The sequence below is a fragment of the Nocardia carnea genome, assembly GCF_029868325.1.
In the GTDB taxonomy this organism is placed as follows: domain Bacteria; phylum Actinomycetota; class Actinomycetes; order Mycobacteriales; family Mycobacteriaceae; genus Nocardia; species Nocardia carnea_C.
In genome coordinates, this window is record NZ_JARWNW010000311.1 from 21,650 (window position 1) to 42,642 (window position 20,993).

Consider the following 20,993-nt stretch of genomic DNA (forward strand, 5'->3'; position numbering starts at 1 on the left):
AGACAACTTCTGATCTGTTGTTGTTGCTTTCATTGGAGTTCCAAGGCATTGGCCAAGTCCCTCCCGTCGCCCGGAACCGGCACTGCCGGCTGCCCGTACTCCGCCCCCGCCCGGACCGGTGCACCGCAGCGCGTCGCCCTGTATACCGAGGAGTACGCCGCCGATCCGCATCGTTCGTTCACTCAGATGCGTCGTCGGCATGAAACCCTCGCACCAGTGGAGCTGGCGCCCGGTATTCCGGCCACCCTGGTGATCGGATACCACACCGCCATCCGGATCTTCAACGACCCCGAACACTTTCCGGCCGATGCGCGTGCCTGGGAGAAGACCGTCCCGGCCGACCACCCGCTCATGCCCATGATGGCGTGGCGGCCCAATGTGATGCGCAGTACCGGACGGGAGCATGCCCGGTACCGGCAGGCGATTACAGCCGCACTCGACGGGGTCGATCTGTTCTCCATGCACCAGAACGTCGAAGCGGTTGCCACCCCGCTGATCAACGACTTCTGTCTGGACGGCAAAGCCGAACTCATCGGTCAGTACGCCTTTCCGCTGACCTTCCAGGTGCTCAACGCCATGCTGGGTTGCCCGCCGGATATCGGGCAGTACATCGCTGCCGGTATGGCTGCCATGTTCGAAGGTGGTTCCGCCGCCACCGAAGCGGACGCCCAGATCAACGAAGGGCTTCTGGAGCTGGTCGCACTCAAGCGCGCCGAACCCGGACGTGACGTCACCTCCCGGCTGCTGGCCCACTCGGCGCAGCTGCAGGATTCGGAGATGGTGCACCAGTTGGCCGTGTTGTACGGGGCGGGTATCGAGCCACTGACCAACCTGACGGTCAACACGCTGCTTCTCATGATCACCGACCCGCGGTTCACCGGCACATCGTCTTCCGGTGTGGCACCGACGACCCGGGACGCACTCAACGAGCTGCTGTACACCGACCCGCCGATGGCGAACTACTGTCTCAGCTATCCGCGGCAACCGATCATGCTCGACGGTGTTTGGCTACCCGCCGATCAGCCGGTCCTCATCGGAATGTCGGCCTGCAACAACGATCCGGCAATCCATGCGGGCGAGTACACCGACAACAACGCGCATCTGGCGTGGGGTTCGGGCCCGCATACCTGCCCGGCCCGCTCGATTGCCTATATGGTTGCCCAGAATGCGATCGATCAGCTGCTCGACGCGCTGCCCGAGGTGCAGCTCGCCTGCCGTCCCGAGGAACTGCGTTGGCGGCCAGGGCCTTTCCATCGCGCACTCTCATCGATGCCGGTGGTGTTTCCGCCGTCGCCACCGCTGGGTCCCTGAGGTTGCTGCGGTGTGGCCGGATGTGGCTGCGCCGTGGCTGATTCACGCCGACGCGAGCGTGCTGGGTCGCTACCCGACAACAGGGGTGCGTAAAATTTACGCAACGGCTACCGTTGCGTCGTAAGTATTCCTGGCATATGACAGGAGTGTTATAAAAGTGACAAGGATAACGCTGGGGTCTCGCGCTGCCAGCAGGGCTATCCTAGAATTCTTTGTGGCGCTAATGATTTCAGTTCAGTAAGACCGCTCCCTGTCCGCTCTCTTACCTACCACCGTCGAATCCCGTTGATTCGGCTACGCATCGGCAGCACTGTCGTTTTCGGACATGTTCGACTAGCCGGTGACATCTAGTAGCGCGCAGAACTTGCCGCATCGCCCCGAGGAGGATGTCGTGGCTCAGCCCGTTTTCCTGGACGTCAGGCCAAGTAAGGAACGCATATTAACCCGAGCATTCGAACTCGCGCAAGAGGATCCGGCATTGGCCGAACGTTTGATGCGTGTGAACGAAGTGGCCCGGGGAATCAGAACGGTGGAGGTCTGGGTTACCGACGCCTGTAACCTGCGGTGCAAGGGCTGCTGGTTCTTCGAACACGATATGGACAAGCAGAGCGTCGAAATCCGTGATCTGGGAACGATCCGCGCGTTCGCCGAAGATCTCCGCGACAACAAGAAGATCACCAGCACACTGTTGATCGGCGGCGAACCGGCACTCGTCCTGGACCGCGTGCGCGTATTCGCGGAGACGATTCGCAATGTCACGGTGGTGACGAACGGGACGCGGCCGATTCCGTACGACGGGCTGGAAGATCTCGCCATCGCGGTATCGCTGTGGGGCGGAGGGCCGGTCGACGACGAGTTGCGCGGTTACGGAGTCAACGGCCGGCGGATCACCGGATTGTTCGACAAGGCGTTGCGCACGTATACCGGTGACCCGCGGGCCACCTGGGTCTACACGCTCAGCGAAGCCGGAATGCCTTACCTCGAAAGAACTGTCGAGGCCATCGCCGAAAACGGTAACCAGATCAACTTCGGTTACTACAGCGACAACGGCACAGATCCCACCGCCCGGCTGCACAACGAAGAACGGGCCATCGAGGAAATGACCCGGATGCGCGAAACCTACCCCGATACCGTTATCGGCGACCCGTATTACTTCCGAACGCTGGTCACGGGGCGCACGCATTGGGGGACCTTCGGCGCCGAAACCTGCCCCAGCATCAGCAACGATCATCCCGCGCACGCCAAGCGTCTGACCGAGGGGCATCCGATCGTCGGGCGGTTCAACGCGTACCGAACCGACCAGAGCGTCCAGTACTGTGCCACCACCGGGGACTGTGACAACTGCCGGGACAGTCAGGCCGTATGGAGCTGGTTGCTCGTCAATATGCACCGTTTCCTGGGCGATCTGGACCACCTGAACACCTGGGTGAATCTGGCCGAGAACTTCTACCGCCAGTACTACTGGTCCAGTTATCACCCCGCCCGGCAGGTGACCGCCCAGCCGGTGGTCGGCGCATAGGGGCGGGTAGCGACCGATCATGGCAGCACTGTCTCTGGAAAAGGCACGGCTCTTCTCCGATGTCCTTCGTGGCGACCCGGGTGCGCGGATCCTCTGGGCCCGCCCCGGGGCCGATCGGCACAAGGAATACGAGAAGGTCCGTGCCCGGGGCGCGCTGGCCACCAGTCGCCGTGGCCTGCTGTTCACCGCCTCACACGGACTGTGTCACCAGGTTCTCACCAGCAGCGACTTCGGGCCGGCGCCGATCGGTGCGTCGGCACGCAGGCGCAATGCCACCGGCGATGTCACGCTCGTCCATCCGGTCGACGACTCCTTTCTGAAGCTGGAACCACCTCGGCACACGGAATTGCGGTCCCTGGCGGCGCCGACGTTCCACCGGCGCGAACTCGCCGATCTCACGCCCCGGATCGAAAAGAGTGTCGAGCACTGCCTGAACGAGCTTCCGCGCGGCGGTGTGACCGACCTGGTGACGAACTATGCCGAAGCCGTGCCGATGGCGATGATCTCGCATATTCTCGGCCTGCCGCAGACGGATGCCCCGCGCTTCGCCGCCTGGGGCAACGTTCTCGCCTCATTGCTGGACGGGGCCAGAACAGCGCAGGAACGGGAGCGTTCCCGAGCGCTCGTCACCGAGATGACAGCGTATTTCAAGGATCGTCTGGAGCAGGCCGAACCGCGGAGTGCCGGCCTCATCGCCGGTCTGGCACAGCAATGCCCGGCACAGCTGACCCTGCGCGAGGCCATTGCCACCTGCAGCATGCTGCTGGTCGGCGGTTTCGGCACCACCACACATCTACTGGGAAACGCTCTGCATATGCTGCTACGGGAGCCCGGCCTCCATCCGGCCGACGGTGATTACACAGCGGTGATCGAAGAATCGCTGCGTTACGACACTCCCGTCCAATACGTCGTCCGAGTCGCGAAAACCGATACCCGGCTGGCCGATCGAACCATCACCGCCGGCACGCCGATCGTGGCGCTTCTCGCCGCCGCGAATCGCGATCCGGAGATCTTCACCGACCCACACGTATTCGACCCCCGCCGCCGGGAACCACACCGCCACCTCACTTTCGGTGCGGGAATCCACTTCTGTATCGGTGCCGCGCTGGCCCGTGCAGAAGCGGCCATCGCGGTCCGGCGTTTCTTCGAAAGGTTTCCGGACGCAAGCATCGCAGGTAAAACCGAGCCCTTGCAATCGCGCGCACTCCACGGGTTGCGCGGGCTGCCCGTCGTCCTCGAGAGCTGATCACATCCGCTCGGTGTCGTGCAGGTAGTGCCCGAGCAGACCGGCTGCCACCAGCATCGCGACCCCACGCGCGGTGAGTGCGCGCTGCCAGTCGTCGAGCGCGGCGGCAAGGGCAGCTGTGCCACCGGCCGTGCGGATCTGCTCCACCACGGTGGCGATATGGGCGAGGCCGTAGCCGCCGCGCCGCAGCAGGTGGGCGAGTTCGGCGTCGCGGATATCGGGTGCGCGGAAGACCCGGTATCCGGTCACCGGGTCGCGCACCGGGGTGAGGATGCCGGCGGTTTCCCATTTGCGCAGGGTTGCGGGGGTGACGCGGAGATGGTGGGCGAGTTCACCGACAGTGCGGGTGGTGGCGGTGGCGTGGTCCGCGGTGGGGCCGGGCCCGGAGGTCAGATGACCGATCGCCTTACGCACCGTGTCGAGGGTTTCGCGGTCGCGCAGCAGCTGGTGGTGGCCGCGGTCGATGAGCTCCAGGGCGGTGTCGAGCCCGCCCTCGTGTACCTCGGTCATGATCCGTCCGGCGAGGGCGTGGCCGTATGCGGTGATCAGGGCGAGGTAGGCGCGCAGCGCCGCGCCGTGCGCTTCGGTGTAGATGCGGTAACCGCTGACGGTGCGTTCGGCGGCGGGAATGAACCCGTCGCGTTCGTAGTTCCGGACGGCCTGGGTGGAGAGTCCGTGCTCGCGGGCGAGGTCGGCCGGGCGAAGTCTGCTCACCTTTTTAGACTATATTCCACTGTCCCCAGGTAACTGATGGAGAAGTCTCAATCGATCTTTCAAAGATACGATCGAAGAAATGAACGTCGATACGGAAATCTTCGATATCGGTTCCACCGACCTGCTGGGATTCGGTGAACCGACCCACCTCGAACCCGCCTTTGCCTGGACCCGCAACGAGCTGTTCGCCGAGTTGGCGGGCCGCGGCTTCCGGTCGATAGCACTGGAAAGCGATCGCGTGGCCGCGCTCGTCGTCGACGACTACGTGCGACAGGGGGCCGGTACCCTGGACGAGGCCATGCGGGCAGGGTTCTCGCACGGCTTCGGTGAGCTGGAAGCCAACCGGCAGCTGGTTGCCTGGATGCGGGAATACAACGAGAACCGGCCGGCCGAAGACCGTCTGGCGTTCCACGGCTTCGACGGGTCGATGGAGACGATGAACGCACCGAGCCCGCGCCGGTATCTCGAATACGCCCGCGACTATCTGGGTCTCGACCATGACGTGGCCGGTCTCGCAGGTGCGGACGAACGCTGGCACCGCACGGAGGCAGTCATGGACCCGGGCGAATCTCCCGGTGCCACCCGCGAAGCCGACGATCTCCGGGTGCTCGCCGACGATATGCTCACCGAGCTCTACGCGCGGGCACCGGAACTGGTGGCGAAAACCTCGCAGACCCACTGGACCCGGGCCGAAACCCAGCTGACGGCCGGACTCGGGATGCTGCGGTACCACCGGCAGGCAGCGCAACCTGTCGAACAGCAAGCCCGCTGGACCCGCATGTGCGCCACCCGGGACGCACTCATGGCCCGGAACCTCCTGGATATCCGGCGGATCGAGAGCGGGCGGGGTGCGACCCTGGTGTTCGCGCACAACCTGCACCTGCAGCGCAATACGAGCCGGATGCGCCTGGGCGATATGGATCTGGAATGGTCGAGCGCCGGCGCCATCGCCGGATCGCTACCGGGTTCCCGGTACGCCGTCGTGATCGGCAGTCTGGGGCATGACGACAGCATCGGTATGCCGGAACCCGAAGGCAGCACCTACGAGGGTTTCCTACAGGGGCGGGTGGCTGGCCGGGGGTTCGTGGCGCCCACCGAAATCCCAGCCGCGACCACGCGCGTGGACCACACGCCGGCGCACGGCTATTTTCCGCTCGACCGCGAGACGGTCGAAGAGGCCGATGCGATCCTGCATATCCACGACGGCGCTACCCATCGAGGAGGGGCGCCGGCCCTGCGCCCGGCGATGGCACCGCAACTCCGATAAGGCTCCCTCGGCCGGTAATCGGTGGTCGGGCGCCTTCGAGTGTTCGGCAAGTCTCGGAACCGGCGGATCCTGTTCAGGGCTCCAGTTCCGAACCGATGCTGTGGAGTTCGCCCGCCACAGGTTCTGCCGATCTGCGGCAGCGGACGACACCACCGACGGCCGGTCCAGCTCCGGGCCGGCCTCCGGCGTCTTCAGCGGGCGAAGGTTGCGGCGTGGGCGGCGGCGGTCAACCGGACGAGATCGGCGGCATCGGTATCGCCGAGGACCGCGAACGCCGGGGCGATCAGCGCATCGGTGACCGATTCCGCCTGCTGCCAGCGGTCGCGGATATCGTCGGTGATCTCCTCGAAGGGTTCGGGCCAGCCGTACCAGCGGGCCTGCCCGGGGCCGTCGTTGAGCGGGGAGCCGGAGACCAGGACGGCTTGTAGCGGGGTGATGCCGGATGCGCGCACGGCCATCAGGTGCAGGCCGCCGCGGAGTTCACGCAGGACATGCGCGAGTTGCATGACTCGCGCGGCCGGATCGGCGGGCAGGGGCATTGCCCGCCAGCCGGCGAACAGGGGCGCCCCGGCGGGATCGGCCGCCGTGGCAACGGCTTCCATGAGGGTTGCGAGGCGCGCAGCATCCTCGAACGCGCCGAGTTTGCGCCGGCCGAAATCCTGGCAGGCCAGTGCGTAGCGCTGCGCTGCTTTCTCGGCGGGCATCGACACCGATTCCCACGCGGTGCGGATGGAATGCCCCGGGAAGAACCCGAACGCGGCGGTGACCACATCGGCATCCACCTCGCCGAGGACGCCGCCGCGGCCGCGGGTGTAGGGGCCGAAGAATTCGTCGATACCGGTTTCGGCGGCGTAGGTTCGTGCCTCCCGGGAAAACATGAACCCGCCGCCGAGTTCCTGGATATGTTTGTTCACCGTCGCGCCGACCGACATTCCGATTTCTCCTCGCTCTGTTTCCTCCAGTGACCGTATCGTGTTCTTACGCCGTACGGAAGGGTCGTTTGCAGGGGTCCGTGTCCGGCCGGGCCATCAATCCGGCTCGCCCGTTGCGTGCTCATGAATCGCCGCACTGTGCGCTCACGGCGATGCTCAGTCTGCCGGGTGCGCCGCTCTCCATCCGGGAATCCGGGCCATCGCGTGCGTTGCGGTTGTCCCGCGAGATGAACTCTGTAGTTCCGTGTGGTCGCCGCCCGGTGGCCGAGGGGCTCCATTCCGGCGCCCGCGTCGTGCCCGGCGAGCGCCCAGGAGTGTGCTCGCGAATTTGGTGCGCGATCTGCTTGCCGGTCGGTTGCCGCGGGTGCCGGGTGCTCGGCCGGGTATTCACCGTCGACATCAGCGGCGTCATCGAGGTGCGGGCGACGGGGCGGCGCGACCAGGTGTGCCGGTAGGTGTTCGGGGAGCCGCGGCCGACTGGGCCCGTGCGCCGGCGCCACGGTCGGACATTTGCACCGGCGGAACATAAGGGCCCCGGGCCGGTCCGAGTCAGACCAGGGCGCTTCTGTTCTGTGCGTAGGCGATGACATCCCCGGTGTAGGCCGGTAGCTCGCGGCCGGGGAAAAACCCCCGGAGGTGTTCGATGGCGTCGTCGAGTTCCGGGCCGGGCCCGCGGCCGGCGAGGAGGACGACGATCGTCTCCCAGGTGCCGATGTGTGGATCCGCGTGGGCAAGGAGTTCGTCGAGGTAGCGGTCCGGCTCGACCAGTTGCAGGGCGCGGCGTGCGCAGGTGTGGATGCGGCGGGGGAGTTCGGCGCGAACCGTATCGATATCCGATTGCAGGACATGGCCGTCGGGGGCGGATCGCAGGCTCCACGGCCCGGCCGGTTCGCCGGAGAGGTTCCCGGTGGTGAGCAGATCGGGGCCCGTGGCCTGTTCCAGCGGTATCGCGGGCAGGCCCAGCCGGGTGTTGCGCCAGTTCCCGAACTCCCACCACGCGGCCGGTGTGGCGGTCAGGTGCAGGTCGAATCGGAGCACCTGGTGCCCGTCGGTCCAGGTGCGGGACGCCCGGGTGCGGCCCACGGCGGCGACACCGCCCGGCTCGATACGTACCCAGCGCGGATCGCTGCCGTGGAATCCGTACGGCTCCAACAACTTCTGCGTTTCGCGCAGTAGACGGCGCAGCGCCGGATCGGGTCGGACCATCCCGGCAGAGTATCGAGTGGGTCCGACAGGTTCCCAATGCGCAGCTCACCGGGCCGGCTGCGGCGTGCCGCCGGTCTCGCGGGGCAGGTGGTATCGGGTGCCGGCGTCGACGCCGGTGTGGACAGGAGTTCCCTACCCGGACGAGCTCGCGTACTTGGCGGCGTAGCGGTCCGCGTATTCCTGGCGGGTGGTGGTGGACAGGTCGACATCGGCGCCCTTGGCGCGCAACGCGCCGACCGTCGCTTCTTCGCGGGTCTGATGGGCGAAGGGATCCCAGTTCAGGAAGCGGCAGGCGTTCTGCCAGGTGATCTTGTCGATATCGGAATCGTCGGCGCCGGCCTCCTCGAGTTCCTTCAGCACGAATTCCGGGGCACCCGGCCACAGCGAATCCGAATGCGGGTAGTCGCATTCCCAGGCGATATTGTCGATCCCGATCTCGTGGCGGAGCTTCAGCGAGGTCGGATCGGTGACGTAACAGGCCATGACATGCTCACGGAACACCTCGCTGGGCATCTTGCCGCCGAAATCGCGGCGCAGCCAGCGCTGGTTGGTGTAATGCCGGTCGGAGCGGTCCAGGAAGAACGGAATCCACCCGACACCGCCCTCGGACATCGCGACCTTCAGCTTCGGGTAGCTGCGGAAGGCCGGGCCCCACAGCAGATCCTGGACACCGATCAGCGAGATACTGGGCGCGAGGACCATCAGATTGTCGATCGGCGCGTCCGGGGCCAGTTTGAGCACGCCGAAACCCTGTCCGATGTGCAGGTTCATGACGGTGTCGTTATCGCAGAGCGCCTGGAACACCGGGCCCCAGTAGTCGATATCGTGGTAGCTGGGCAGGCCGTCGATATGCGGCAGTTCCGGCATCGTCACCGAACGACAGCCCTTCGTGGCGAGCCGGTTGATCTCGTCGACAGCCAGCTGTGGTTCCCACAGTGGCAGAATGCCGATCGGGATGAACCGGCCCGGGTAGGCACCCGCCCATTCCTCGATATGCCAGTCGTTGTAGGCGGAGATCATCGCGACGGTGATCTCGTCCATCCCGCCGCGGCTCAGATGGCCGGCGCTGAAGCCGGTGAAGGTAGGGAAGCACATGGAGCCCAGCACACCGTTGGCATCCATATCGCGGACCCGGTCATGGATGTCGTAGACCGCGGGCCGCATTTCGGCGTAGCCCGCGGGGTCGTAGCCCCACTCTTCGGGTGGCCAGGAGACGACCGCGTTGAGGCCGGTGACACCTGTCGGCCGGTCCCGGTAGATCCAGCGGTCGATGCCCTGGTCGTCCACGACGACCTTGGGGACGTACTCGGCGTATTTCTTCGGCACGTGGTTGTCGAACATATTGCGCGGCTCGACCACGTGGTCGTCGATGCTCACCAGGATCATGTCGTCGATATTCACCGGATTCCTCGCTGTTCATGGTCGACGCCGGGCGCGCCCGGGCTGGGAGAGTAAAAATCTCCGATTATGAGAATTGCGCTCTCGGTTGTGTTCGACGATACACCGCAGCCGGTGCCGGGTCGAGACGATCGGAGCGGATCGTGGAAGTGCTCGGGCGTGCTCAGCGCAGCTGGTCTTTCATCACCTTTCCGGTGGCGTTGAGCGGTAGTTCGTCGAGGAATACCACCGACCGCGGCACCTTGTAGCCGGCCATTCGCTCCTTGGCCCAGGCGATCAGATCGGCTTCGCGGACCGCTTCGCGCGCCACCACGAATGCCTTGCCCACCTGCCCCATGCGTTCGTCGGGTACCCCGATCACCGCGGCCTGGGCGACCGCCGGGTGCTCCAGCAGGAAGCCTTCGATTTCGGCCGGGTAGGCGTTGAATCCGCCGACGATGTACATATCCTTCTTGCGCCCGATAACTTTCAACCGGCCGCCGTCGTCGAGACTGCCCAGATCACCGGTGTGCAGCCAGCCGTCGGCGTCGATCGCCGCGGCGGTGCCTTCGGGATCGTCCAGGTAGCCCTGCATCACGCTGTACCCGCGGATGAGTACTTCCCCGTCGTCGGCGATACACAGTTCGATACCGTCGCAGGCGGTGCCCGCGGTGGTGGCGATCTGCTCGAAGGTGTCGCCGGGGCGGGACGCGGTGGCCGTACCCGCTTCGGTGAGCCCGTAGCCGGTCATGATCGACTGGAAGGGCAGCTCCTGGCGGATCCGGCGGATCAGGTCGACCGGGATATCGGCGGCCCCGGTGACCGCGGCCCGCAGCGACGAGATATCGCGTGTGCCCTCGTATTCGAGCAGGGAATGGTAGAGGGTCGGCGCGCCCGGAAGCATGGTGACCCGTTCCTTCTCCACCAGCTCGAGCACCGTGCCGACATCGAACACCGGCACCGGCAGCATGGTGGCGCCACGGATGAGCGAGGAGACGATTCCCGCCTTCAGCCCGAAGGTGTGGAAGAACGGGTTCACCATCAGATAGCGATCGCCCTCGCGGAGATCGGCGAGATCGCACCATTCCGCATAGAGCCGCAGCGTCTGCAGATGATTCATCATCACGCCCTTGGGGCGCCCCGTGGTGCCCGAGGTGTAGATGATGTCGGCGATATCGGTGCCGGCCACCTCGCGTTCGAACGGTGCGCCGCTGCCCAGGAAATCCGATTTCAAGTCGAAGACCGGCACTCCGGGCGGTGCGGGATAATCCCCGCCGAGGAAGCCCTTCTGCACGAGAAGCGCTTTGGCGCCGCTGCGGCGGATCACATCGGCCGCTTCCTCGGCTTTGAACCGGGTGTTCACCGGCACCAGCACGCCGCCCGCGGTCAACAGGCCGAGCGCGGCGATGATCCATTCGGCGGAATTGGGTGCCCAGATGGCCGCCCGGTCGCCCTTGCCGATCCCGGCTTCGGCGTATGCGCCCGCGGCCCGGCGGATGCGGTCCGCGAGTTCGGTATAGGTCAACCGCAGTTCCCCGTCCACCACCGCTTCGGCGTCACCGAAGCGGTCGGCGGTGGACAGGGCCAACTGCGGGATGGTCTCCCAGGACATAGGGTTCCGCTCAGACCTTCAGCAGCCGGGCAAGGTTGCCGCCCATGATCTTGGTCTGGTTCTCCAGCGGCATATCCTTGATCTCGTGGATGTAGCGGGCCGGTTCGGCCAGCCCCTCCGGATGTGGCCAGTCGGAACCGAACAGCACATGGTCGGCGCCCATGACCTCCGAAAGCCGCTGCAGATCCTCTTCCCAGAACGGGCTCACGTAGAGGCTGCGCTTGATGGCGTCGATCGGATTCTGGAAGCCGAAGCCCTCCGGCGCCTTCTTGTAGACGTCGGTCAGCTGCTGTAGCAGCGGTTCCAGCCAGGCCGAACCGTTTTCGATCACCGCGATCTTCAGATCGGGGAAGCGGTTCAGCGCCCCGTGGCATACCCACGACGCGACCGCATCGGTGACCGGCCGCCACTGATTGGTCATTGCGAAAGTGTTGGTCTGGAACGGCAGCATCTCCTTGTCGTTACCGTCCCACTCGGCATCGAAGCGTGAATAGCCGCTGTCCGAGGAATGCATGGTGACCAGGACATCGAGTTCGACGACACGCTTCCAGAACGGGTCGAACTCCGGCAGTGCGAACGAGCGCATGCCCTTGAATCCGGGGACCGGGGCCGGGCGCACCAGAATGGCCTTGGCGCCGTGTTCGACGACGGCCCAGTTCAGTTCGTCGATCGCCCGCTCGACGATCGGCAGGGTGATCACCGGAACGGTGAAGATCCGGCCGGAGTGCACGAAGCTACCGTCCTGACCCCAGTCGTCGAGCATCCAGCGGTTCAGTGATTCGATCACCGCGTGGATCAGCTCGGGGTGGTGCCGCATCCGCTCCTCGACCAGGCTGGCCAGGGTGGGGAACATGAGCGCGCGCTGCAACTGGAGGTCGTCCATGACCTGCAGCCGTGCTTCCGGGTTGCGGAAGGCGTCGATCGCCTTCATCGACTTGCCGAAGATCTCGCGCCGGCTCTTGCCCTCGGGATTTCCGTGCTTGAAGTAATCCTCCATCGCGCCCGGGCGGGCCACGACGTCGAAGGTGGGGTTGGGAATGTACTCGCTGATCTGGCCGAGTACCGCGATCTTGGTGCGGCCGTTGATCTCGACGTACTGGATGGCCCCCTCGTACTGCTTGGGCAGGTGGCGGGTCAGCGCCTCCTTGGTCTCGTACAGGTGGTTGTCCGCGTCGAAGAGCTGGTAGGGCAGCTCGACTTTACTCATGAAATCCTCCTTGGCTATTTATGAGAAGCGTATTCTCATAAAGGTTCGGTCGCAACGGCCTCGTTGCCCGCCGTAGTGGCCTCGTCGTGTGCCGCGGCCAGCTCGCGCCGGATGACGAACTTCTGGATCTTCCCGCTGGGAGTCCGCGGGAAGTCGGTGACGATATGGAGTTCTTCGGGCCATTTCTGCTTGGCCAGCCCCGCCTGCGCGAAATGTGCGCGCAGTGCCTCGATATCGGGTTCGGCGTGACCCGGCAGGCAGCGCACCACCGCGGCGGTGCGTTCCCCCAAGCGTTGATCCGGGACGGCCACCGCGACCCCCTCCGCCACGCCGGCAAGCGTGAGCAGCACCTCTTCGACCTCGAGGGCGCTCACGTTCTCCCCGCCGCGAATGATGATGTCGGATTTGCGGTCGGTGATGGTGAGGTAGCCGTCCGTGTCGACGATGCCGATATCGCCGGTGTGGTACCAGCCGTCGGCATCGAACGCGCGGGCGGTGAGTTCGGGGTCCGTGTAGCCCAGGCAGAGATCCGGGCCGCGGCTGACGATCTCGCCGTCCTCGGCGAGCCGGAACTCGGCACCGGGTAACGCGTGGCCGTCGGTGAACAGGCGCTTGTCCGCGGGCTCGGTGGCGAGGGACCCGGTGATCGACGGATGTTCGGTGCTGCCGTATGAACGGAAAACCCGGATCCCGAGGCTTTCGAGCCGGGTGCTGACCGCGGCCGGTACCGCGGCACCGCCGAGTCCGGCGTAGCGCAGCTGGGCCAGATGTCCGGGCTCGTAGTCGGGATGATCGAGCAGGCTGGTGACGAAATAGCTGACTCCGCCGCCCACACAGATGTTCTCGGTGGTCATGAGCTCGAGCACCCAGCCCGGATCCCAGATATCGAGCAGATGGATCGGTGTGCCGTCGAGCACCGGGATGAGCAGGGCGTTGAGCATGCCGATGAAATGCCCGACCGGGGCCGAGGTGAGCTGATCGCCCCGGTCCGGCGGATACATCCCGGCCAGCTGCCGTACCTCGTAGCCCAGGGTGTTGTGGCTGTGCACGACCCCTTTGGGTGCCCGGGTGGTGCCGGAGGTGAAGGCGATACAGGCGGGGCTGTCCGGATCGGTGCTCAGCGCGCCGGTCAGCGGTTCGGGGTCGAGCAGGTCCTCGAAATCCCGGTCGACCACGCCCACCACCGGTACGCCGGTGCGCAGTTGCGGGTCGAATTCGTTCTGGCCGAAGCGTTCACAGGTGATGAACGCTTTCGGCCCGACGGCGCCGAGGATGTAGCCGAGCTCTTTGCGGCCGTAGAAATGCGCGATCGGCACCACCGTGGTGCCCAGCAGGGCGCAGGCCCAGTAGGTGGCGGCGGCCTCCATCCAGTTCGGTAGCTGGAAGGCGACGATATCGCCGGGGCCTACTCCGCGCCGATGCAATCCGGCCGCCAGTCGCCGGGCGGTCCGTTCCACCTCGCCGAAGGTGCCGGTGTAGGGGCGGGTGCGCGAGTGTACCGCGAAGGTCGTATCGGGGGCCGCCGCGAGACCGCGGGCGAGGAGTTCGCCGAGTGTTTCGTCGGTCCACCAGCCCGCTTCGCGGTAGCTGCGGGCCAGGTCGGCGGGAACCCGGCGGGTCGACAGGTCGGGCGCGGTGGCGGAGTGTGGCCGTGCGGGGTCTTCGCTCGCGTGCCATGAATGCGGCATATATCGAACTCCCGATCCGAGCGCCGGAAACCAGCGGAAAGTATATGGTTCTCTATGTAAGAGAATCATATTTCCGTCGAGGAGAACAAGTCGTGATCGAGCTCGAACTGGCGGACGGACTGGCCGTCGTCACCATCAACCGCCCGCATGCTCGCAATGCCATCGCGCTGGACACGATGGACGAGCTCGGTAAGGCGATCGACGGGGCGGCCGGCGCGCGGGCCCTGGTGATCACCGGCGCCGGCGACAAGGCCTTCGTCTCCGGCGGCGACCTCAAGGAACTCGCCGCGCTGCGTACCCATGAACAGGCTGCGGCAATGGCGAACAAGATGCGGCAGGTATGCGACAAACTCGCCGGATTTCCCGGACCGGTGATCGCTGCGCTCAACGGGCACGCTCTGGGTGGCGGGGCCGAGGTGGCCGTCGCGGCCGATATCCGGATCGCGGCGGCCGATATCAAGATCGGGTTCAATCAGGTCGCGCTGGCGATCATGCCCGCCTGGGGCGGGGCCGAGCGGCTGACGCGGCTGGTCGGACGGAGCCGGGCGCTTTTGCTGGCCGGTTCGGGGGAGATTCTCACCGCGCCCGACGCCGAACGGCTGGGTCTGGTGGATCGGGTCCTGCCGCGCGCGGAATTCGACGCGGGCTGGCGTTCGCTGGCCCGGGCCCTGGCCAACCCGTCGGCCGGTGCGATCAAACGAGTGGTCGACGGTGTCACTGCGCAGGAGGCGGTGGACGCCTTCGCCGAACTCTGGGTGTCCGACGCGCACTGGGCCGCGGCGGACCGGGTCATGAATCGCGGTAAATGATTTCGGTGCGCCTACTGCTCGGGTTCGAGCAGGTCGATCTCGCGTTCGGCGAACGCGAAGGTTTCGGCGTGCCCGGCGGTCATCCCGAGCGCCTGCTCGAGCACCACCATCCGTGCGGCGCTGGTCATCAGCACCGACAGCACCTCGGCGGGGAAGCGGCTCGTATCGACCCCATACCCCTCGAGCATCCGGCTCAGAGCTTCGGTCTGGGCGGCACGGAACTGCTCGGAGTAGCGCACCACCTCGGCGCGGACGGCCGGTTTCTGATTGGCCAGGCCGACGAACTCCATGGTGAACCGCGCCGCGGTGGCATCCGTACTGAACTCCCACAGTGCGTGCAGCGGACGTTCGGATTTCAGGACCTGTGCCAGGGCTTCGAGCCCCTGGTCGGCGCGGCGCCGGAACAGCTCGAGGAACAACTCGTCCATCGAGCGGAAGTAGTAGTGCACCAGTTGCGGTTTGAGGCCGGCGTGTTCGGCGATGCGCCGGGAGGTCACGGTGGCCCACCCCTGTTCGAGCATCAGCTGTTCGGCGGCGTCCATCAGGACGGTGCGATTCTTGGCGTCGGGTGCGCCGAGCCGGCGGGGTGCTGACATGGTCGTCTCTCCTCCTGGATATCCGCGCGGCCGAGGCGGTCTCGTGATCACCGGGGATGGTATCCCGCGAGCGGCGACTGTTGACGTCCGCGTGCCACACATGCTAAGCATGTGCTCAGCATCACATCTGAGCAGTCGCTCAGCAAGGGGCGTTCCGTATCAACCGGTCATCCACGCTCGAGCGCCTATTTCTGCTGACAACAGGAGGTTCCCGTGACCGATTTCGATACGGTCGACTACTTCACCGACCCGGCGCTGGTGCCCGATCCGCACCCCTACTACGACCATCTGCGCGCCAAATGCCCGGTGACCCGCGAACCCAACTACGGCGTGTACGCCGTCACCGGCTACCAGGAGGCCAACGACGTACTACGCGATTCGGACTCCTTCTCCTCGTGCATCGCCGTGGGCGGACCGTTCCCGCCGCTCCCGTTCACTCCCGAGGGCGACGACATCACCGCGCAGATCGCCGCCCATCGCACCGAACTGCCGATGTTCGAGCATATGGTCACCATGGACCCGCCGGAGCACACCGATGCCCGGTCGCTGCTGAACAAACTGCTCGTTCCCTCGCGGTTGAAGGAGAACGAGGAGTTCATGTGGAAGCTGGCCGATAAACAGCTCGACGAATTCATCGACGACGGCAAATGCGAATTCCTCGGCGCCTACGCCAAGGTCTTCACCCTGCTGGTGATCGCGGACCTGCTGGGTGTGCCCGAGGAATACCACGAAGAACTGCGTATCAACCTGGCCGGTGGGCCGACCGTGGGCTCGATCGACAAGGAAATCGTGCCCGTCAACCCGCTGGAATGGCTCGACAACCTGTTCAGCGAGCTGATCTCCGACCGGCGGCGCAACCCGTGCGACGACGTCCTGACCTCGCTGGCCGGCGCGAAATACCCGGACGGATCGACGCCCGAGGTCACCGAAGTCGTCCGCACCGCGACCTTCCTCTTCGCCGCCGGACAGGAAACCACCGCGAAACTGCTGGGCAGCGCCATGCAGTTCCTGATCACCCGCCCCGACCTGCAGGATGTACTGCGCGCGGACCGCAGCAGGATCCCCGTCTTCATCGAGGAAACCCTGCGGATGCAGGCACCAGTGAAGAGCGGTTTCCGGCTCGCGAAGAAGGCCGTGGAGGTCGGCGATGTGCCGCTGACCGCCGGTGATCTCGTGATGGTCTGCCCCGGTGCCGCCAACCGCGACCCGCGGCGTTTCGAGAACCCGCACGAATTCGACCTCGCCCGCCCGAACTTCCGCGAGCACATGGCCTTCGGTCGCGGCCCGCACACCTGCCCGGGCAGCCCGCTGGCGCGAGTGGAGGGCCGGGTATCGCTGGAACGGATCCTGGATCGGATGCTCGATATCCGGGTGGATCCCGACAAGCACGGTTCCGCCGACGATCCGGTGTTCCAGTTCGAGCCGACCTTCATCCTGCGCGGCCTGACCGAGCTGCATATCACCTACACGCCGAACCCCTGAAAAAACCTACGCAGCAACGGAAACCGGCAGGTGTGCTGCCGCAACGAGGAAAGAGGAAGTCATGACCGGACGGGTCGAAGGAAAGGTCGCGTTCATCACCGGCGCGGCCCGCGGCCAGGGCCGCAGCCATGCGGTGCGGCTCGCCGAAGAAGGCGCCGATATCATCGCCATCGATATCTGTAAACCGATCGACACGGCCGAGATCCCGCCGGCGACACCCGCGGATCTCGCCGAAACCGAAGAACTCGTCAAGGCCACCGGCCGCAGAATCGTCACCGCCGAAGTGGACGTTCGCGACGCCGACGCGCTGAAGGAATCCCTCGCCGAGGGGGTCGGGAAACTCGGGCGCCTCGACATCATCGTCGCGAACGCCGGTATCGCCAGCGGCGGCGACACCCTGGCCGAAACCGACGAGAACGTCTGGCAGGAAACGATCGATATCAACCTCAGCGGTGTGTGGAAATCGGTGAAAGCCGGTGTCCCGCATATCCTCGAGGGCGGCCGCGGTGGTTCCATCGTGCTCACCAGCTCGGTCGGCGGCCTGAAGGCCTACCCGCAGACCGGCCACTACGTCTCCGCCAAACACGGTGTCGTCGGCCTGATGCGGGCCTTCGCGGTGGAACTCGGCCAGCATATGATCCGGGTGAACTCGGTGCACCCCACGCACGTGAGTACCGCCATGATCATGAACGACAAGACGTTCCAGATGTTCCGCCCCGATCTGGAGAACCCGACCGCCGACGATATGGCGCCGATCTGCCAGATGTTCCACACGCTGCCGGTGCCGTGGGTGGACCCGATCGATATCAGCAACGCCGTGCTGTACCTGGCCTCCGACGAGGCCCGCTACCTCACCGGCGTCACGCTGCCGGTGGACTGCGGTTCGATGCTCAAGTAATCCGGGGCACCGCTGAGTAGTGGTGCGGTCGGCTCGTCGCGGCGTACCGCGGCCCGCCCGGACTACCGGCGGACAGTCTGTGTTGCCGGGGCGGGCGCGGGCGTCCGGTCACTTTTCCCGCGTGCGCACCCGCCCCGGCTCCAGTGGGGACGAAGCACAATGAAAGGTGCCGACCGGCGACTTTTCCTGTGCGAGGATCGGTCGTGATGAGTACCGCGCGTTCGGGTCGGTGGACAGCCGCTCTGGGGATCGCCCTGGCCGTGGCGGGCTGTGTGCCGGCCGAGCCCGCGCCACCCCCGGCACTGGGCACCGAATTCACCCTGGCGGTCGGTGATACCGCTGTTCTGGACGCGGGCCGGGTGACGGTCCTTCTCAGCGATGTCACCGATGACAGCAGGTGCCCCGAAGGGGCGATGTGTGTCTGGGAGGGCGACGCCGTCGTACACACCGAGATCACCGTGGCCGGTAGGCAATCGGCCCATGAACTCCATGCGAATCCACAGTTCCCCACCGAGGCACATACGGACGGTTACCGGATCGCGCTGCGGTCGATACAGCCGCCGGGGTCCGCCGGCGAGATCCCCCTGGCCGACTATCGCGTGAATCTCCTGGTCACCCGGGAGTGATCTCGTCCACGACGTAGGTTGCGGTAGCGCAGGCGGCTACGATGTGGGCATGTCTCGTCCATCCGTCGAATATCCCGACCTCCCCGAATACATGACGTGGGAGGAGCTCGAGGAGCTACCGGTGGAGATCGCAGGGCAGATCGAGCTCTGGGATGGTCGCGTTGTGTGGGTCCGCCGAGGCCCGGCCGAGCATCAGGAGTTCACCAATCTGCTGTGGAGTGGGCTACGCCGATGCGCCCGGCAAGAAATGGAGCGGGCCCCCGAACTGTGCTGGCGGGTGCATACTGAAACGAATATCTTTTTCGGCCGAAGCGGCAAGTCGGATTTCGTCACCCCGGATTTCCTGGTTGCCCGGTGCCTTGCGGAGGCTTATCAGGATATCCGTGCCAACGATGTCCTTCTCGCCGGAGAGGTACTTTCGCCCTCCAATACCCGCAACGATATGGACGAGAAGAAGTCTCGCTACGCAAAGGCCGGAATCCCTTGGTATTGGGAAGTGACCCTGGCTCCGGAGAAAAGTGCCATCGAGACGGTCAGGGCATTCGCGCTGGAGACCTCTCACGGCCGGCTGCCGGAGGGAGTGCACCCGCTCTACCCTGCCAACTATCTGCTGGCCGGTAAGTGGTCGCCGCGAGATTCCGAGCGGATATCGATCGGCTTTCCGTTTCCGATCGATATCCCCTGGTCGGCACTGGCCTTCTGAGGTCATCGCTATCCGGGATTCATTCTACGGGCAGAGCCCGGCGTAGTTCGGTGACAGCGATCCGGGCGGCCTCGGCGATGGCGGCGTCCACGGCCGGTAGCGCCGGATCCGCGCGGGCGGCGCGGGTGAACACCGCTACTGCAACCGGGTATTCGCCCGGGAACTCGACCACGGCGACCTCGTTGCGGATGATGCCGATGGTTCCCGTTTTACCCGCCACCGATACCGCGCGATGCGGGAAACCCGCCGCGATCCGGTGTGGCCAGACCTGGCGGCGCATCACCGCGCGCGCGAAATCCGTTTGCTGAGCCGATACCACCTCGCCGCGCCACAGCGCCGACAGCAACCGGGTCATCTCCTCCGGCGTCGTGGCGCTCGTATAGGCGGGATCGTAGGCCGAGACCGTCCAGGCCTCGTCGTTGTCGGCCAGCGCCGCGAAGGCCTCCACCGTGCTGTGGGTATCGGTATCGGAGATCAGGCTGCGCTGGATATCGGCCGTACCGCCGACCAGCCGGGTCCGGGTGAGTCCGAGAGATTCCAGCAGGTCGTGCACCTGGGCCACACCGATCTCGCCCAGCAGCAGGTCTGCCGCGGCGTTATCGGACACCGTCATCATCGAGGTCGCCAGATCCCGGCGGCTCATGGTGACCGGGTCGTGCAGGGCGGAGATCCCGGTGGGTCCGGGGGTGCATTCGGCGGGCGTGAGGGTGAGCCGCTCCAGCGGGTCGATCCGGCCGGCGTCCACCGCGCGGCAGTACGCGAGCAGTAACGGCAGTTTGTACACCGAGGCGGTCACCACCCGTTCGGTGCCACCGATCGAGACCTCCGCGGCGCCACCGTCACACCGCCTGGCGTGTAACCGACCGGTGCAGCCCGCATCGGCGAAGACCGCGTGGATCCGCTCGGCGGCGGTCACCGTACTCGTTCCCGGTAGAGCACGCTGTCCAGGGCATCGGCCTGTACTTCGGCGCCGGCCCGGTGGATCACCCGGCAGCGCAACGCCACCGCCTGCGGTGCCATCCGCAGCCAGGCGACGCCCGGGATATCGGAAGGTGGGGTGGTGGTGAGACCGAAACTGGTCCCGGCGGCCACCGCGGCGAGTATCGAGCGATCGTCGTGCACGGTGACCGTCGGCGCGTCGAGTCCCCGCTCGCGCAGCAGGTCCCGGACCGTATCGGAGGCCGGGGGATTGGCGGCGCGCGGATACGCCGCATAGGTGAGGTCGGCGAGCATCGGGAACACCGGCCGTTCGGTGGCGGCGCTGCGATGTTCGGCGGGTACCACGATCCAGCGCGGTAGTTTCACCACCGGCCTGGCCTCCACGCCGTCGACCAGTGCCGGATGTTCGATCACCGCCACATCGCACAATCCCGACCGCACCGCCGACACCAAGTCGACCGTGCCGGCCACCGTGGTGGATACCGCGTCACCGCTGTTCTTCTCGGCGCGCAGCGCGGTGACGCAGGCGGTGAGAATCCGGTCGGAGAGTGCGGTGGTGGCGCCCCAGTGCACGGTGCCGCGGGTGCGGGCGATGCGCTGCGCCTCGGCCAGCAGCCGGGCCGCGTCGTCGACCAGCAGCCGCGCCCGCGGCAGGAGTTGCCGGCCGGCCGCTGTGAGGACCGCACCCTGCCGCGTGCGGTGTACGAGTTCGACCCCGAGCTGGGTCTCCAGGCGGCGTAAACCCTGGGACAGCGGCGGCTGGGTCATATCGAGAACTGTGGCCGCCCGCCCGAAATGCCCCTCGTCCGCGATGGCGACGAAATAGCCCAGGTGGCGGATGAGGTCCATAGCCATATTGAA

General features: G+C 65.9%; 19 protein-coding genes. 9 read left to right on the plus strand and 10 right to left on the minus strand.

Features of this window, described 5'->3' with window-relative positions; all coding sequences use genetic code 11:
• The first annotated feature begins 48 nt into the window (after positions 1 to 48).
• From QH196_RS30490 to QH196_RS30500, 3 genes are all read left to right on the plus strand, one after another.
• Positions 49 to 1,311, plus strand: a complete 1,263-nt coding sequence (locus tag QH196_RS30490) for a cytochrome P450 (protein WP_280419308.1) — start codon at positions 49 to 51, stop codon at positions 1,309 to 1,311.
• A gap of 391 nt (positions 1,312 to 1,702) precedes the next feature.
• Positions 1,703 to 2,830: a radical SAM protein gene (locus QH196_RS30495; RefSeq protein WP_280419309.1), complete on the plus strand. Its 1,128-nt coding sequence runs from the start codon at positions 1,703 to 1,705 to the stop codon at positions 2,828 to 2,830.
• Positions 2,831 to 2,849: 19 nt separating this feature from the next.
• Positions 2,850 to 4,076: a cytochrome P450 gene (locus QH196_RS30500; RefSeq protein WP_280419310.1), complete on the plus strand. Its 1,227-nt coding sequence runs from the start codon at positions 2,850 to 2,852 to the stop codon at positions 4,074 to 4,076.
• Here QH196_RS30500 and QH196_RS30505 read toward each other — a convergent pair whose 3' ends face one another.
• Positions 4,077 to 4,790: a MerR family DNA-binding transcriptional regulator gene (locus tag QH196_RS30505; protein ID WP_280419311.1), complete on the minus strand. Its 714-nt coding sequence runs from the start codon at positions 4,788 to 4,790 to the stop codon at positions 4,077 to 4,079.
• Between the two features lie 79 nt (positions 4,791 to 4,869).
• On the opposite strand from QH196_RS30505, the gene QH196_RS30510 reads away from it, so the two are divergent.
• Positions 4,870 to 6,057: an erythromycin esterase family protein gene (locus QH196_RS30510; RefSeq protein WP_280419312.1), complete on the plus strand. Its 1,188-nt coding sequence runs from the start codon at positions 4,870 to 4,872 to the stop codon at positions 6,055 to 6,057.
• Between the two features lie 191 nt (positions 6,058 to 6,248).
• Here the strand turns inward: QH196_RS30510 and QH196_RS30515 are convergent, their stop codons facing one another.
• From QH196_RS30515 to QH196_RS30540, 6 genes are all read right to left on the minus strand, one after another.
• On the minus strand, positions 6,249 to 6,989 hold the full coding sequence (locus QH196_RS30515) for an SCO6745 family protein (RefSeq protein WP_280419313.1): 741 nt from the start codon (positions 6,987 to 6,989) through the stop codon (positions 6,249 to 6,251).
• Between the two features lie 549 nt (positions 6,990 to 7,538).
• Entirely contained in the window at positions 7,539 to 8,195 is a 657-nt protein-coding gene (locus QH196_RS30520; RefSeq protein WP_280419314.1) for a hypothetical protein, read from the minus strand.
• A gap of 132 nt (positions 8,196 to 8,327) precedes the next feature.
• Complete coding sequence (locus tag QH196_RS30525; protein ID WP_280419315.1) at positions 8,328 to 9,596, minus strand: amidohydrolase family protein; 1,269 nt, start codon at positions 9,594 to 9,596, stop codon at positions 8,328 to 8,330.
• A gap of 160 nt (positions 9,597 to 9,756) precedes the next feature.
• Positions 9,757 to 11,184 (minus strand): FadD3 family acyl-CoA ligase, encoded by a 1,428-nt coding sequence (locus tag QH196_RS30530; protein WP_280419316.1) that lies wholly within the window; start codon positions 11,182 to 11,184, stop codon positions 9,757 to 9,759.
• Positions 11,185 to 11,194: 10 nt separating this feature from the next.
• Positions 11,195 to 12,391, minus strand: a complete 1,197-nt coding sequence (locus QH196_RS30535) for an amidohydrolase family protein (RefSeq protein WP_280419317.1) — start codon at positions 12,389 to 12,391, stop codon at positions 11,195 to 11,197.
• A 35-nt stretch (positions 12,392 to 12,426) separates the two neighbouring features.
• Positions 12,427 to 14,079: an AMP-binding protein gene (locus QH196_RS30540; protein WP_280419318.1), complete on the minus strand. Its 1,653-nt coding sequence runs from the start codon at positions 14,077 to 14,079 to the stop codon at positions 12,427 to 12,429.
• A 44-nt stretch (positions 14,080 to 14,123) separates the two neighbouring features.
• On the opposite strand from QH196_RS30540, the gene QH196_RS30545 reads away from it, so the two are divergent.
• On the plus strand, positions 14,124 to 14,888 hold the full coding sequence (locus QH196_RS30545; RefSeq protein WP_432278141.1) for an enoyl-CoA hydratase/isomerase family protein: 765 nt from the start codon (positions 14,124 to 14,126) through the stop codon (positions 14,886 to 14,888).
• Positions 14,889 to 14,899: 11 nt separating this feature from the next.
• Here the strand turns inward: QH196_RS30545 and QH196_RS30550 are convergent, their stop codons facing one another.
• Positions 14,900 to 15,484, minus strand: coding sequence for a TetR/AcrR family transcriptional regulator (locus QH196_RS30550; protein WP_280419320.1), 585 nt, complete (start codon positions 15,482 to 15,484; stop codon positions 14,900 to 14,902).
• A 213-nt stretch (positions 15,485 to 15,697) separates the two neighbouring features.
• On the opposite strand from QH196_RS30550, the gene QH196_RS30555 reads away from it, so the two are divergent.
• The 4 genes from QH196_RS30555 (at position 15,698) to QH196_RS30570 (ending at position 19,193) form a co-directional block, all read left to right on the plus strand.
• Positions 15,698 to 16,966, plus strand: coding sequence for a cytochrome P450 (locus QH196_RS30555; protein ID WP_280419321.1), 1,269 nt, complete (start codon positions 15,698 to 15,700; stop codon positions 16,964 to 16,966).
• 61 nt (positions 16,967 to 17,027) lie between these two features.
• Complete coding sequence (locus QH196_RS30560; protein ID WP_280419322.1) at positions 17,028 to 17,864, plus strand: mycofactocin-coupled SDR family oxidoreductase; 837 nt, start codon at positions 17,028 to 17,030, stop codon at positions 17,862 to 17,864.
• 206 nt (positions 17,865 to 18,070) lie between these two features.
• Complete coding sequence (locus tag QH196_RS30565) at positions 18,071 to 18,490, plus strand: hypothetical protein (protein WP_280419323.1); 420 nt, start codon at positions 18,071 to 18,073, stop codon at positions 18,488 to 18,490.
• Between the two features lie 49 nt (positions 18,491 to 18,539).
• Positions 18,540 to 19,193 (plus strand): Uma2 family endonuclease, encoded by a 654-nt coding sequence (locus tag QH196_RS30570; protein WP_280419324.1) that lies wholly within the window; start codon positions 18,540 to 18,542, stop codon positions 19,191 to 19,193.
• Positions 19,194 to 19,212: 19 nt separating this feature from the next.
• On the opposite strand, the gene QH196_RS30575 is transcribed toward QH196_RS30570, so the two are convergent.
• Both QH196_RS30575 and QH196_RS30580 read right to left on the minus strand, forming a co-directional pair.
• Positions 19,213 to 20,109, minus strand: a complete 897-nt coding sequence (locus tag QH196_RS30575; protein ID WP_280419325.1) for a class A beta-lactamase-related serine hydrolase — start codon at positions 20,107 to 20,109, stop codon at positions 19,213 to 19,215.
• Positions 20,106 to 20,981 carry a LysR family transcriptional regulator gene (locus tag QH196_RS30580; RefSeq protein WP_280419333.1) on the minus strand — a complete coding sequence of 292 codons (876 nt, stop codon included), beginning with the start codon at positions 20,979 to 20,981 and terminating at the stop codon, positions 20,106 to 20,108. Before QH196_RS30580 ends, QH196_RS30575 begins: the two co-directional genes overlap by 4 nt.
• Positions 20,982 to 20,993: the final 12 nt, after the last annotated feature.